Origin of the sequence: Pseudomonas sp. Sample_16, assembly GCF_004307665.1 — a bacterium.
Classification (GTDB): domain Bacteria; phylum Pseudomonadota; class Gammaproteobacteria; order Pseudomonadales; family Pseudomonadaceae; genus Aquipseudomonas.
This window is the reverse complement of the sequence record NZ_RCOB01000037.1, coordinates 1-14,681: the sequence shown is the minus strand read 5'-3', so window position 1 is coordinate 14,681 and position 14,681 is coordinate 1. Positions and strand designations below refer to the sequence as shown.

The window sequence follows — 14,681 nt, the reverse complement described above, 5'->3', positions numbered from 1 at the left end:
GGCAAGCCAGCTCCCACAGGGGGCTGCAGTGACCACAAATGTTGTGAGCAACCAAGAACACTGTGGGAGCTGGCTTGCCAGCGATGAGGCCGGTAAACCCACCATCAAACCTTCTGATTCATCCGCTGACGCAAATACTCGATCACCGCTCCCCGCTCCCCGGCGAACTCGATCCGCGCGCCCTTCTTCTCGCGCTGAAAGGCGTACATCGGATCGTAATACTCGACCAGCAAGCCTTCGATCCAACCGCGGTGCAAATCCACCGCGCCGCTGCGCCCCTGCTCAATCAGCGCTTGTTCCATCAGGACCAGCATCCGTTGATGGCGCTCGCCACCCAGGCGCTTCTGCACGTTGTTCAGGCTCTCAAGCAAACGCTCGGAAAACAGCGTAAAGCCCTGGTCGCCATGTACGGCGATGAACTCGGCACACAGATCCACCACGTAATCGCGCAGGATTCGCTCGACCCGCCCCGACAGACTGTCTTCGAGCCAGACCATGGGAAACTGTTGCATCCCCTGATACAGCGGCAATGGCAGCGCACAACTGCCGACCGCGCGGCTCTCGTCTTCGAGCACGAATTGCTCATGACCGCGAGCGCGCTTTTTCAACACATCCACTGCCAGGCGATTCTCAAAGTCGATATTCGACGGCTGGCCCGTGGCGCGTTTGCCGAAACTGGAACCGCGATGATTGGCATATCCCTCAAGGTCCAGGCCGTTGCTCAGTTGATTCAGGACTTCGGTTTTGCCGGTGCCGGTCATGCCACCCAGCAATACGAAATCACACTGGGCAACGGCTTGATCGACAGTTTCCAGCAGGAAGGTACGCATGGCCTTGTAGCCGCCACCGACCCGCGGATAATCGATACCCGCCTCGTCCTTGAGCCATTGCTGAACGATCTGCGAACGCAGACCGCCACGAAAACAATAGAGAAGCCCATCGGGATGCGCCCGGGCGAACGCCGCCCAGGCCTGGATACGTTCGGCCTTGACGGCCCCGGACACCAGTTGATGGCCCAGTTCGATGGCGGCCTGCTGACCCTGTTGCTTGTAACAGGTGCCGATGCGCTGCCGCTCGTGATCGTTCATCAGTGGCAGGTTGACCACGCCGGGGAGCGAGCCCTTGGCAAACTCCACCGGTGCCCGGGCGTCCATCATCGGCCGGTCGTTGAGGAATATGTCGCGGTAATCGGTGCAGTCGACAGACATCAAGACACCTCGACCGCGTAGCTCTGTCGCTCGACCAGTTCACCGATCGGCGCCAGATCCAGACCCAGCTCGGCCGCCACGGCGAGAAATCCGGCATTGCCTTCGGGAGTGACGGCGATCAGCAGGCCGCCGCTGGTCTGCGGATCGCACAGCACGCGCTTGTGCAACTCCTGCAGGCGTCCGAGCTTGCTGGCGTAGCTGTCGAAGTTACGTAAGGTCCCACCTGGCACACAGCCCTGTTCAAGGTAGTACTCGACACCTGGCAAGCGCGGTACCCGATCGTATTCGATGCGCGCGGTCAGGTGGCTGCCGTCGGCCATTTCCACCAGATGCCCAAGGAGGCCGAAACCGGTGACGTCGGTCATCGCGGTCACGCCGTCGAGTTTGCCGAAGCGGCTGCCGGGCTTGTTCAGCGTACACATCCAGTCACGGGCCAGGCCGACATCGGCGCTGCGCAACTTGCCCTTCTTTTCGGCAGTGGTGAGGATGCCGATGCCCAGGGGTTTGGTCAGGTACAGCAAGCATCCGGCGGTGGCGGTGTCGTTACGCTTCATGTGGCGTTTTTCCACCAGCCCGGTGACCGCCAGGCCGAAGATCGGCTCCGGCGCATCGATGGAGTGGCCGCCGGCCAGTGGAATGCCGGCCTCATCGCACACCGAACGCCCGCCGCGGATCACTTCGCGGGCAATTTCCGGTGCCAGCACGTTGACCGGCCAGCCGAGGATCGCGATGGCCATCAACGGATCGCCGCCCATGGCGTAGATATCGCTGATGGCATTGGTCGCGGCAATGCGACCGAAATCGAAGGGGTCATCGACGATCGGCATGAAAAAATCCGTGGTCGACACCACGCCGCGCTCTTCATCGATGGAGTAGACCGCCGCGTCATCGCGCGAGGCATTGCCGACCCAGAGTTTCGGGTCCAGGTTCTGCGCACCGCTGCCGGCCAGAATCACTTCCAGTACTTGTGGGGAAATCTTGCAACCGCAGCCAGCGCCGTGGCTGTACTGGGTCAGGCGAATCGGCTCGCTCATCAGGGGCACCTCGTTGGGTCAATGGCGCCGATTCTAGCAGAGCACGACAGGGGTGAAGCCGAGGTAAAAAAAACCGCCCTTACGGGCGGTCAAGCATTGCAGAAGCGAATCAGAAGCCGAGGCTGAAGCTGATGGTCATCGCATGATCATCGCCATCGCCAGAGACCTGCCCCGAATAGCCGATGCCGAGTTTGCCGGTCGGGCTGATCTGGAAGTCCAGCCCGGCTTCGAGCACGGCACTGTCCTTGGCAATGGGCACGCCTTGCACGGTGTACGAGGCGCCACCGTCGATGAAGGTCATGTCAGCGTCGGGCTTGGTGTCACCGAAGGCGTGACGCCAGCCAATGGCGCCACGCGGGGTGAACTGTCCGCCGTTGGCCAGGGTGATGCGTTTGCCGGCACGCAGGCCCAGGGTGGAGAACGTGATGTCCTGGTCGGCATCGGCGCTCAGGCGCCCCACCCCGCCTTTTTCCTTGGCCTTGTCGCTGTCGTAGTTGACGTAGGCGAGGCCGGCGAACGGCTCCAGCGCTGTGCCGGCCGCCTCGACGGTGTAACCGACTTCACCGAACACCTGGGCGCTGCGCGCGTCGTAATCGGCTTCCAGTCGATCGTTGTAGGCACCGACGCTGACGTCGCGCTTGCTCTCGATGTCGTGCCAGCTGTAAGCCGCGCCAAGGCGCACGGCCAGTGCATCGAACTGCGAGTTCAGGTACGCCGCCAGGTGGTAGCTCTCCACTGTGGCGCTGGAGTGTCGATCATGGGCATCGAGGTCACTGCGGGTGTAGCCGGCGGCCATCCCCGCGCGCCACTGGTCATCAAGTTGCTTGTCGGTGCCAAGCATGAACCCGCTGAGGTTGCGATCCAGCTTCGCGCTATTGCTGTCGCCATCCGACTCACCCCACGCCCCCAGGGCACGGACCCAACCGACCATCTCGCCGTGGCAGCCGCTGCTGCTCAACTGATTGTCGCTGGGCGCGAGGGCGTTGCGTGGGTCGTTTGCTGCGCTGCACGACGGCTGGCGCATACGGTCGTTGACCGCGTCGCGTACGTAGCGTGAGTCCTCGAGAATCGCGCTGGCGGTACTCGCGTGGATTTCCCCGGACAGATTGTCGAAGGCGCTACGCGCGTCAGCGACACTGAGGTTGAGGATCTCGTTCTGCAACGCCGCCCCCGCCGGGCCATTGTTCGACAACGCCGTGGCGGTGTTGAACTGGTTGCCGGTCGCGGCCACGTCGGCAAACGAGTTGCCGTTGCGACTGACCGCCAGGTTCACCGCATTCGCGTCATACACCAGCGCTGTGTCGAGGAATGCGTATTGCGGCAGATCGGTGGTACTGAAGGTCCCCGAGACGCCACCGCCAGCGCTGATCAGTGAATACGTGGTGTTGCCGGTGAACGGTGCCAGGCTGGTCACTTGCAGGCCGCCACCGAGGACCGCGGTGCCGCCCACCACCAGCGGCGTGGCGGTCGGCGAGCTGACCGTCAGCGCCAGCACACCATCGGCAGCGTTGGTCAGGTTACCGGTAACGCTCAAAGTGCCATCAGCCCCGCCGGATGCAACAACGCCATGGTTGTCCACCGCGCCAACGCTGCCGTTACCACTGAGGCCGGCGCCATTGGCCACGGTGATCTGTCCACCGAGCGACGCGCGTGCTGCGAGACTACCGACTTGCAGCACGCCCTGATCCACCGAGACAGTACCGTTGAACGGCTGGTTACCGGTGAGCAACAAGCGCCCGGCACCGCGCTTGGCCAGCCGACCGGTGCCGCTGAGCACACCGTTGAACTGGCCGTTGGCACTCTGCTGGAACACCAATTGCGCATAGTTGAGGATGTTGCCTTGCAGGCTGGTGGTGTTGCCGATCAGCGTACCGCCACTGACGGTAGTACCGCCGCTGTAGGTGTTGGCAGCGCTGAGCAACAGCGTGCCGGAATCAAGCTTTTCGATGCCGCCAGTGCCAATTAGCGGTACGGCAATTTCCGTAGTCGCCCCCGCATTCACCCGCACTGGAGCAAGGCTGCCATCCGCGCCGTTTACCGGCGTCAGTGCGCCGTCAGCAGCCGGCACCAGACTGTAACCGCTACCGAGGAACTGCAACCCGGTGAAGCTTTGGTTGCCTTGCACAGTGACGGTACCGCCCTGCCCGCCGAATACGGCGAACTGGCCGTTGGCGCCCAATGCCTGGGTACCGGTCGGATCGGTCCAATTGGTGCCCGGTCCCCAAACGCCGCTGCCGCCACCGATGCTGCCGTCCGGGTTGGTTTTGCCACCGTTCCAGAACTGCACTTCACCCGGCGTGCCTTGCACCAACAGGTTGATCTGATTGGCCATGGCTGTTTGCAGACTCAGGTTCGCCGCCGATACCGGCAGGCTGCCGTAGACCAGACCGTTGTCGGTCAGGCTGCCGCCGTAGCTGAACAGTTGATAAACGCCCGTGCCGAAGCCGCCGGCATTGCTGATGTTCAACGTACCGTCGAGGGTCAGGTCCCCGGCGACATTGACCACTGTCGTCGAGCTGGCCGCCGAGCCAAGGCTGAAGTCCAGGTTCGTGCCCGAGGACAACGCCAACGAGCCTACCGACAACGGCGTCGCACTGCCGCCACCGAGCAGCGTCGCGCCACTGGCCAGTTGCAACGCCCCACCGATCTGGCCGCTGCCGCCGACGGTCGCGCCGCTGGCAACATCGACGTTGGCACTGTTGAGCACGCCATTGACCAGCAGCCTGCCAGCCTGCACCGAAGTGTTGCCGGTGAAGGTGTTGTTGCCGGTCATGAGCAATTCACCGCTGCCGGTTTTGCTCAAGGTGCCCGTACCGGTTAGGTTGCCGGTGTAGCTGCCGGCGCTGTTCTGCTCAAAGGTCAGCGCGGCGTTGTTGACGATCGCCCCTTGCAGGCTGCTGGTGTCGCCACGTGTGCTGCCTGCGTTGAGGGTGGTACCGCCGCTGTAGCTGTTGGCGCCACTGAGCAGCAGGTCGCCCGCGCCGTTTTTCACCAGGCTGCCGCTGCCGGTGATCGCACCGATCAGGCTGGTGTTCTGATTGCCGGCGAGGGTCAATTGCGCGCCGAGGTTGATGGCGTTGGCCAGTTGCAGTGCCGAAGTGCTGTCGAGGGTGCCGTTGCCGAGCACACTCAGCGCCCCGCTGCTGATGGCGCTGTTGTTGCCGAGGATCAGCGTGCCGCCGTTGAGCTGGGTGCCACCGCTGTAGGTGTTGCTGCCGTTGAGGGTCAGGCTCGAAGCGCCGGTCTTGATCAGGCTGCCGCTGCCGCTGACAACGCCGGCGAGTGTCAAGGCGTTGGAGCCAGTCACGTTCAATCCACCATTGAGCACTACGTCATTGCCGAGGGTGACGACGGTGTTGCTGTCCAGCGCCGTACCGTTGGCGGCGGTCAAGACGCCTGTGCCGAGGGCGGCGTTGTTGCCGACCACGATCTTGCCGCCATTGAGCGCGGTGCCGCCGGTGTAGCCGTTGGCGGCGTTAAGCACCAGGGTGCCGGTGTCGTACTTGCCGAGGGTGCCGGCGCCGTTGAGCGCTACGCCGATGGTTGCTGTAGCGTTCGGATCGACACGCACCGAAGCGTTGCCCAGGGAACCGTTGACCAGACTCAGCGAGCCCGCCGTGCCGTTTTGCAGGCTGTAGCCATCGGTGACGAACTGCATGCCGGTGATGGTTTGCGCGCCGTTGACGGTCACGGTGCCGGCAGCGCCCTGGAACACCGCGAAGTTATTGGTCCAGGCCTGATTGGTGGTGCCGTTGACGTCGGTCCAGTTGGTGGTGCCGGTGCCCCAGGTGCCGCTGCCGCCATCCACTGAACCGTTGGCCACCAGTTGATTGCCATCCCAGAACTGCACGGTGACGCCCGGTGCGCTGACCAGCAGGTTGATCTGGTTGGCCAGCGCGGTTTGCAGGGTCAGATCGCCCGGAGTGACGCTGCCCGGCAGCGTGCCGATCAACAGGCCGTTGTCGGTCAAGCCTCCGGTGTAGTTGATCAAGCGATACACGCCGCTGCCGAAGCCGCCGATGTCGCTGACATTGAGGGTGCCGTCCAGGGTCAGGTTGCCGCCGACATTGACCAGCGCGTTACCACCACCGGACACCGGTGTGCCGAGGCCGACATCGAAGTTGGAGTTGCCATTGAATACCAGCGAACCCACCGACAGTGTGCTGCCGGTAACCCCGGCCAGGTGACCGCCATCGGCCACCGTCACTGCCCCGCCGAGCGTGCCGCTGCCGCCCAGGGTGCCGCCGCTGTTGACCAGCACATTGTCGCTGGCCAGCGAACCGTTGACCTGCAAGGTGCCGGCATTGACGTTGGTATCACCGGTGAGGGTGTTGTTGCCGGTCAGTGTCAATGTGCCGATGCCCAGTTTGGTCAACCCGCCCCTGTCGATACCGTCCCTGAGGACGCCTGCGAAGGTGCTGCTCTGGTTGTTGCCTCCGATGCTCAGGGTGTCAAAGTCACCGATGCCAACCGTGCCGTCACCGGTCAGGCTGCCGATGCTGGTCGAATCACCGATGTTGAGCGTGGTGCCGACCGCAAGGTTGACGGCGGCGTTATCGCCCAGCGCAGTGCTGCCAAGCGTGTTCAGGCTCCCGGCCTGCACATCGATCAGACCGTTGAAGGTGTTGTTGCCGCTGAGCGTCAGGACCGCCAGACCGTTCTTGGTCAACGTGCCACTGCCGGCGATCACGCCGCCCAGCGTCAGGCCAAGGTTGCCGGCGATGCTCAAATTGGCGTTGACGTTGAGGTCGTTGGCCAGCACCAGCGGCGCATTGTTGTCGAGGCTCGAAGCGCCGGCCACGGTCAGCGCCCCGGAGCCCAGTGAAGCGCCGGTGCCAAGGGTCAGCGTTCCGGCATTCAACGTGGTGCCGCCGCTGTAGGTGTTGATGCCGTTGAGGGTCAGGCTGTAGGCGCCGTTCTTGATCAGCCCACCGGCGCCGCTGATCACACCGGCGAGAGTCAGGTTGTTGCTGCCGGCGTTGCTCAGGGTGGCGTTGAGCACCACGTTGTTGCCCAGGTTGATCGCACCGTTGCTGTCCAGCGACGAGGCGCCGGCCACGGTGAGGTTGCCCAGGCCCAGCGCCGAATTGCTGCCTGCGATAAGGGTGCCAGCGTTGAGGGTGAGGCCGCCGAGGAAGTTGTTATTGCCGCCGAGGGTCAGGTTGGCCGCGCCGTTTTTGCTCAGACTGCCAGCGCCGTTGATCGTGCCGGCAAGGGTCAGGTCCGCCGTGCCGCCGACGCCGAGGTTGCCGGCCAGGTTCACCGCGTTGTTCAGCGATACCGCAGTGGCGGCATCCAGCGTGGTGCCGCCCGCGGCGTTCAGGGTGCCGGAACCCAACGCCGAGTTGGATGCCAGAATCAGTCCGCCTGCGTTCAAGGCCACCGGCCCGAGGAAAGCGTTGTTGCCGCCGAGGGTCAGATTTGCGGCGCCGTTCTTGATCAGCCCGCCGGTGCCGCCAATCACGCCATTGAGGGTCAGTGCGTTGCTGCCGACCACGGTGAGGTTGCCGTTAAGGGTGGCGGCGTTGCCAAGGGTCACGGCCGTATTACTGTCGAGTTGTGTGCCGGCGTTGGCGATCAGCGTACCGCTGCCCAGCGCGGTATTGCTGCCGACCACAATCTTGCCGCCGTCCAGTTGCGTGCCGCCGCTGTAGGTGTTGGCACCGTTGAGCACCAGGGTGCCGCTGTCGAGCTTGTTGAGAATGCCGCTGCCATCGATGTTGACGCCGAGGGTGGCGGTCACGCCCGGATCGACCCGTACCGCCGTGGTACCGCCAGTGCCGTTCACCGCAGTCAATTGCCCCGCCGCGCCGTTCACCAGGTTGTACCCGTCGGTGAGAAATTGCATGCCGGTGAACAGTTGCGTGCCGTTGACCGTCACCGTGCCGGCCGTGCCCTGGAACACCGCGAAGTCGCCGGCCCACGGCTGGTTGATCAATCCGTTGGCATCGGTCCAGTTAGTGCCGACGGCATTCCATGAGCCGCTGCCGCCATCGACGACGCCGTTGGCAATCGTCTGACTGCCGTCCCAGTAGCGGATGTTTGCATTAGGCGCCGACACTTCAATATTGATCTGATTGGCTACGCCGGTCTGCACCAGCAGATCGCCGAGGCCGTAGCCGACCGGTACGCTGGCCACATCAAGACCCAGGTTGGTCAGGGCACCGGTGTAGTTGAACAGGCGATACACGCCGACGCCGAAACCACCGGCATCGGTGACGTTGAGGTTACCGTCGAGCGTGAGGTTGCCGCCGACGTTCATCAGCGACGTGGTCGCCGGTGTCCCCAGCGCCACGTCAACGTTGCTGCCGGCCGCGAGGGTCAGTGCACCGGCGGACAGTTGGTTGCCCGAAGACAGCGCCAGATGGCCGCCACTGTTGACGTTGACCGTACCGAGCGCCGAACCGCTACCGGTCAGGGTACCGCCGGTGTTGACGTTGAGCTGGGCACTGGCCAGCGAACCGCTGAGATCGACAACCCCGCCATTGATCGCGGTGTTGCCGGTAATGCCGTTGATGCCAGTGAGGTTCAAGGTGCCGGTGCCGACCTTGATCAGGCCGCCGCTGCCGCTGAGATCGCCATCGAAGGTGCTGGTGACGTTGCCGCTGCCCACGGTCAAGGTGTTGCTGCCGGTCAGTTGCACACTGCCGCTGCCGGTCAGCGTGCCGAGGCTGGCGTCGCTGCCCAGATTCAGCCCGGCGCCGGCGCTGATGTTCACGCCGGAAGTATTGCCCAGCGCATTGGTGTTGAGCGTGGTGACGCTGCCGGAAACGATATTCAGCGCACCGCTGAAGGTGTTGTTGCCGGCCAGGGTCAGGTCCGACAGGCCGTTTTTGGTCAGGCTGCCGGCGCCGTCGATGATGCCGTTGAGGCTCAGGTCGTTGTTGCCCGCAACAGTCAGTCCGGCGTTCAACGTGATCGCGTTGCCGATGCCGAACGATGCGCTGTTATCCAGCGTCGCGGCGCCGCCGACAATCAAGGCGCCACTGCCCAGGCCATTGGCATTGCCCAGGGTCAGCGTACCGGCGTTGAGGGCGGTGCCGCCGCTGAAAGTGTTGTTGCCGTTGAGGGTCAGGTTGGCCGCGCCGTTCTTGATCAATTGGCCGGTGCCGCTGGTTACGCCACCGAGGGTCAGGTTTTGCGTTCCAGCCACGGTCAGCGCGGCATTCAGGGCCACCGCGTTGTTGAGGCTGACCAGCGGCGAGTTGCTGTCCAGTGTCGCGGCGCCAGCGACGGTCAACGCGCCGGAACCCAATGCTGAACTGTTGCCGACGGTCAAGGTACCGGCATTGAGTGTGGTGCCACCGAGGTAATTGTTGGCCGCGTTGAGAATCAGATTCGCCGCACCGTCTTTCACCAGGCTGCCGGCGCCGCTGACCAGACCGGTCAGGGTCAAGTTAGCTGTGCCGCCGACGTTCAGAGCGCCCGCGAGCGCTACCGCATTGTTCAGGCTGACGGCGGTGTTGGTGTCCAGCGTGGTGCCTGCCGCCGCGTTCAAAGTGCCGGAGCCCAGCGCGGTGTTGCTGCCGACAATCAGCTTGCCGCTGTTCAGCGCGGTGTTGCCGAAATAGGAGTTAGCGCCGTTGAGGATCAGGTCGGCGGCGCCGTTCTTGACCAATCCACCGATACCAGCCACCACACCACTGAGGGTCAGCGCGTTGCTGCCGCCCAGAGTCAGCGTGCCGCCGAGATTGACGTTGTTGGCCAAGGTCGCTGCGGTGTTGGCATCCAGCGTGGTGCCGTTCGACGCGTTCAACGCGCCGATGCCAAGCGCGGTGTTGGAGCCAACGATCAGTGAGCCGGCGTTCAACGACGTGGTGCCGGTGTAAGTGTTGGCGCCGTTGAGGGTCAGGCTCGAGGCGCCGGTTTTGATCAGGCCGTTGCCGCCACTGATCACGCCGTCGAGAGTCAGCGCATTGGCGCCGCCAGCGGTGAGGTTGGCGTTGAGGGTGATCGCATTGGCCAACGTCACTGCCGAACTGCTGTTGAGGCTCCCCGCCCCGGCCACGGTCAGGGCGCCGGTGCCCAATGCCGCGGCGTTGCCGACGGTCAGGCTGCCGGCGTTCAGCGTGGTACCGCCGCTGAAGGTGTTGGCATTGTTGAGGGTCAAGTTGGCCGCGCCATTCTTGAGCAACTGGCCGGCACCGTTGATCACACCGGAAAGGGTCAGGCCGCTGGTGCCGCCGATGGTCAGGGTACTGCTGTTGAGGTTGACGTTATTGCTCAGATTGACGGCGCTGTTGCTGTCCAGCGTGGATACATCGATGACGTTCAGCGCACCGCTACCCAATGCCGCCGCGTTGCCCACGGTGAGGGTACCGGCGGCCAGCGTGGTACCGCCGAGATAGGTATTGGCGCCGTTGAGAATCAGGTTGGCGAAACCGCGCTTGGTCAACCCGCCACTGCCACTGATCACACCGCCGAGGGTCAGGTCAGCGCTGCCCCGGACTTCCAGGTCACCGCCCAGTGACACCGCATTGGTCAGCGCGACCGTGGTGCTGGCTTCGAGCCTGGTGCCTGCGGCGGCGGTCAAAGCGCCGGTACCCAGCGCAGTGTTGCTGCCGACGATCAAAGTCCCGGCATTGAGCGCGGTACCGCCGGAGAAGCTGTTGTTGCCGCTGAGGGTCAGGTCTGCCGTGCCATTCTTGATCAGGTTGCCGGCGCCACTGATTACCCCACCCAGACCCAGCGCCTGAGTGCCACCAATGGTCAGATCCGCCGCCAGCGCTACGGCGTTGGCCAGGGTCACTGCAGTGGTCGCATCCAGCGTCGTGCCGGCCGCCGCGTTCAACGCGCCTGTGCCGAGCGCGGTGTTGCTGCCGACGAACAGGCTACCGGCATTGAGCGCGGTATTGCCGGCGTTGGTGTTGTTGCCGGTCAGGGTCAGGCTGGCGCTGCCACTTTTGCTGATACCGCCGGTGCCGGACAACACGCCTGCCAGGGTCAGGGCATTGCTGCCGAGTACATTCAGGGTGCCGGTCATCGCGATGTTGTTGGCCAACGTGACGTTGGCGGTGCTGTCCAGACTGGTGCCGGCGGCGGTGTTCAGCGCGCCGCTGCCCAACGAATTGTCGTTGGTCACCAGCAGGCTGCCGGCGCTGAGCGTGGTGGTGCCGGTGTAACCGCTGTTGGCACCGCTGAGGGTCAGGCTGCCAGTGCCGGTTTTGGTAATGCCGCTACCGCCGCTGATCAGACCGCCGAGGGTCAGTGCTCCCGTGCCGCCAGCCGTCAATGTGCCGCCGAGGCTGATGGCATTGCTCAGGTTGATCGTGCCGGGTGCGCTCAGGGTTGTCGCGCCGGTCACATTGAGGGTACCGGTACTGAACGCCTGATTGTTACTCACCTGCACCGTGCCGCCGTTGAGCGTGGTGTTGCCCAGATAAGTGTTGGCGGCGCTTAAGTTCAACTGGCCGGAGCCGATCTTGGTCAGGCCACCGCTGCCCGATATCACGCCGCTCAACGTCGTGGCGTTGGTACCTTGCAAGGTCATGCCACCAGCCCCCAGCGAAATCAGGTTGCTGATGTTCAAGCCGGCGTTGCTGGCTTGAATGATCCCGCCGTTGGAGGTCAGCACGCCGCTGCCAAACGTGGCGTTGTTGTTGAATTGAGCGACGCCGCCATTGAGCGTGGTCGCGCCGCTGACCAGCGGCCCCTGCAAAGTCCAGGTGCCGCTGTTGATGGTCAGGTTGTTGAAGTTGACGTAGGTCGCGCTGGACGCCGTGCCGACGCCGGTGGTGCCACCGCCGACACCCACGGGGTTTTGCAGGATCAGGCGGTTGGTGCCGCCGGCACCGCCATCGACGGTGCCGGTCGGGGCGAAAGTCAGGTTGATGCCAATCAGTCCGCCAAGCCCCACCGAAATCTGAACGCCGTCACCCACCTGCACCGAAGAACCGGTCACTGCCGTGAAGGTGTTGGTGCTGCTCGCCCCCATCGACACGCCGCCAGTGATGGCGCCGGCGTTGGTAAAGGTGTTGCCCGCCGCCGAAGTCTCGAACGCGATCCGGCCATTGATCACGCCGGTGCTGCTGTTGGTCATGTTGACCTGCGAGCCGCCGTAGACGCCGATCACCGGCGTATCCGCCAGGGTGATGCCGCCTATCGACAAACCCGTCGAGGTAATGGTGCCGTTGTTGGTGATGCTGGTAGTGCCCGCAGCGGCGTTGTTCACGCCGATGGCCAGGCCGTCAATGCTGGTCAGGTTCAGCCCCAGCAGCATTCCCGTGCCTCGGATGATCCCGGAAGCATTGTTGAGCACGTTGACGGTACTGGTGGCACCACTGCCGATGAACGCACCGCCACTCAACACCGAAACCAGACCCAGCAGCGCCGGGTCGATCGTGCCGGAGTTGTTCAGGCTGATGTTCACCCCGGTCAGGTCCATGACATGGCCGCCGAGGGTTGCGTTCATCTGCGCCCCGGCGTTGACGTTGATCGTCAGGCCGTTGGTGGCACTGCTGAAGTTGTTGAGAAACAGCGGCAGGGATGGCACGCCGGTACAGGTCACCGTTGAGCCGGCTGTCGAGCAGGTGGCCAACGCGGGTGTGCTCACACCGCCGAACAGCCATCCGGCGACGCTTAGCTGCACAGCAAGGGAAAGTGGGGAAAAACGCGAAAAAACCAGGGCAATGCCAAACCTTGCTTCCACGGGAACTCCTTTCGTGGCCAAACCACTTCAATCCATGAAGGGCAGATAGCAATGACGGTAAACCGTTACGTGCTGTCAGAACTGCTACGACCCAAAACTGTTTCACTCCCGAAACACCTTAGTTGACGTTCGCTGATGGGCTAGTTGTCAAATAGTGCTAGTACTTTGGTGCTATCGGTGGCGAATGCGTCGGTTTTGTTGGAGTTTCGCTTGTTAATCCGGCAAAAAACCTGTTGATCACAAGGCAGCGGTGGCGAGCAATTTCACTTGTACAGAACCGTAAATTTGTACGACAAGCCCAGTGCTCATTCAGGATGGGAGCTCTTCATGATCGTCACCGTCCGACAATCCGAATGAATTTTCCGAGTGGCCTGCGATCCCTCTAATACAACAGGGAGGATCCAGGGCTTTATGAATAACGCAAAACTTTTCGTCATCGAGTACACCCTTCATGGCGCCCCAAAATCGTTCATTATCCGTCTGGACAAGATGGATAACGCCGAAGCCTGGCATTGGGCGAGCTGCGACGCGGGAGTCGGGCGTATCCCGCGCTTCGGCCGCGAAAAAGTGCAAAAGACCAGCAAGCCGATGGCGGAGAAATTCGGGGTGGAGAACGTCAAATGGCGGCCGGCGAATTGAATCTCGGCGGGCACGGGGGAATAGGCATGACAGGTACAACCATCAGCCAACCGGCGCATCTGGACTACGGGCTGGATACGCTGTTCGGTCGCGTCACCAAAAGCGCTGAATGCCGGGTTGGCCTGGAACAGGTCGAACATGCGCCGGACCGCTTCGCCGTGCGCATCACGGCGCCCTTGCCCGAAGACCTGGAACAGGCAAAAACCGTGGTATTGAGAGTCGAGGGACGTCGCCTGACCGGCACCGTTCGCCACAGTGAACGGTTGGACGATAACAGTCTGAAACTGGAAGTGGAGCCCGATTAGGCTCCACATTCCTGCGCACGGCTAACGATTGTCAGTGAGCGCACTTGCAGCCTTGATGACTGCATTCCTCGCCGTGTTCGTGATGCTTGGCGCAGGCTTCACAGCAATAGTGCTTGCCGTGACGCACAATCGGATGCTCGCCGAGCTTGCAGTTGCATTTCGGACAGTCACAGGTACGGTCGTCGGTCATGGAGCTGACTCCTTTTGCAGTGGTCGTCAGGGCTTTAGAAACAGCCCATCCAACCAGTGTAGGAGTTGCTCGGAGACACGCACGATGATTGGCCCGGCCGCCATCGCCGGCAAACAGCTCCCACAGGGATAGAGTACATCTGCCAGAGGTTGGATGGCTGTCAGGCCGCCATCGCTGGCAAGCCAGCTCCCACAGGGACAGAGGACATCTGGCAGAAATTGGTTGGCTGGCAGGCCGCCATCGCTGGCAAACCAGCTCCCACAGGAGAGCAAAAGCAAAAGCAAAACGCCATACAACCACCGTTGCTTCTCACCACTCAACAGGCCGAGCGTTAGCTCGCCTGCCGCTTTTGATCTTGATCCACCCGCCCCCTCGGCAGGCTGAGTGGAGGCGTTTATCCGGGGGTGGGCGCGTAGCGCCGTGCGGCGCAGCCGCACACATCGAGAGGAGGTCGTCGCGAAGCAGACCGGAGGCGATGCCCCCGGATGAATGCCGGAGCGAAGGTACCCCGAGCCTTAGCGAGGGGCCGTACGTCAGGGGCGAGCGTTTTTTTGCTTACTTTTTTGCTGGGCCGGCACTCCGGCGCTTGAAAAAAAAGTGAGTCGCCGTAAGGGCGAAACCCTAAGCCGCCGTTACCGCAGCAACGGATATGTACAC

At 63.0% G+C, this 14,681-nt stretch carries 6 protein-coding genes; 2 read left to right on the top strand and 4 right to left on the bottom strand.

Going from position 1 to position 14,681, the window contains the following annotated elements; genetic code table 11:
• Nucleotides 1-104: 104 nt before the first annotated feature.
• The 3 genes from mnmH to D8U69_RS05360 all read right to left on the bottom strand — a co-directional run bounded on the left by mnmH (nucleotide 105) and on the right by D8U69_RS05360 (nucleotide 12,890).
• Nucleotides 105-1,208, bottom strand: a complete 1,104-nt coding sequence (mnmH, locus tag D8U69_RS05370) for a tRNA 2-selenouridine(34) synthase MnmH (RefSeq protein WP_130906848.1) — start codon at nucleotides 1,206-1,208, stop codon at nucleotides 105-107.
• On the bottom strand, nucleotides 1,208-2,242 hold the full coding sequence (gene selD / locus D8U69_RS05365; protein WP_056854806.1) for a selenide, water dikinase SelD: 1,035 nt from the start codon (nucleotides 2,240-2,242) through the stop codon (nucleotides 1,208-1,210). The genes mnmH and selD overlap by 1 nt, the downstream gene beginning before the upstream one ends.
• A 109-nt stretch (nucleotides 2,243-2,351) precedes the next feature.
• Nucleotides 2,352-12,890: an autotransporter-associated beta strand repeat-containing protein gene (locus D8U69_RS05360; protein WP_130906847.1), complete on the bottom strand. Its 10,539-nt coding sequence runs from the start codon at nucleotides 12,888-12,890 to the stop codon at nucleotides 2,352-2,354.
• Between the two features lie 411 nt (nucleotides 12,891-13,301).
• Between D8U69_RS05360 and D8U69_RS05355 the strand changes: the two genes are divergently transcribed.
• Nucleotides 13,302-13,529, top strand: coding sequence for a DUF6555 family protein (locus tag D8U69_RS05355; RefSeq protein WP_008152143.1), 228 nt, complete (start codon nucleotides 13,302-13,304; stop codon nucleotides 13,527-13,529).
• Nucleotides 13,530-13,555: 26 nt separating this feature from the next.
• On the top strand, nucleotides 13,556-13,834 hold the full coding sequence (locus tag D8U69_RS05350) for a hypothetical protein (protein ID WP_056854902.1): 279 nt from the start codon (nucleotides 13,556-13,558) through the stop codon (nucleotides 13,832-13,834).
• A gap of 31 nt (nucleotides 13,835-13,865) precedes the next feature.
• Here D8U69_RS05350 and D8U69_RS05345 read toward each other — a convergent pair whose 3' ends face one another.
• Nucleotides 13,866-14,024 carry a metallothionein gene (locus D8U69_RS05345; RefSeq protein ID WP_056854808.1) on the bottom strand — a complete coding sequence of 53 codons (159 nt, stop codon included), beginning with the start codon at nucleotides 14,022-14,024 and terminating at the stop codon, nucleotides 13,866-13,868.
• Between the last annotated feature and the right edge of the window lie 657 nt (nucleotides 14,025-14,681).

Coding starts and splice junctions, on each gene's coding strand:
- D8U69_RS05355 (WP_008152143.1), top strand. CDS start 13,302: ATGAATAACGCAAAACTTTTCGTCATCGAGTACACCCTTCATGGCGCC.
- selD (WP_056854806.1), bottom strand. CDS start 2,242: ATGAGCGAGCCGATTCGCCTGACCCAGTACAGCCACGGCGCTGGCTGC.
- D8U69_RS05345 (WP_056854808.1), bottom strand. CDS start 14,024: ATGACCGACGACCGTACCTGTGACTGTCCGAAATGCAACTGCAAGCTC.
- D8U69_RS05350 (WP_056854902.1), top strand. CDS start 13,556: ATGACAGGTACAACCATCAGCCAACCGGCGCATCTGGACTACGGGCTG.
- mnmH (WP_130906848.1), bottom strand. CDS start 1,208: ATGTCTGTCGACTGCACCGATTACCGCGACATATTCCTCAACGACCGG.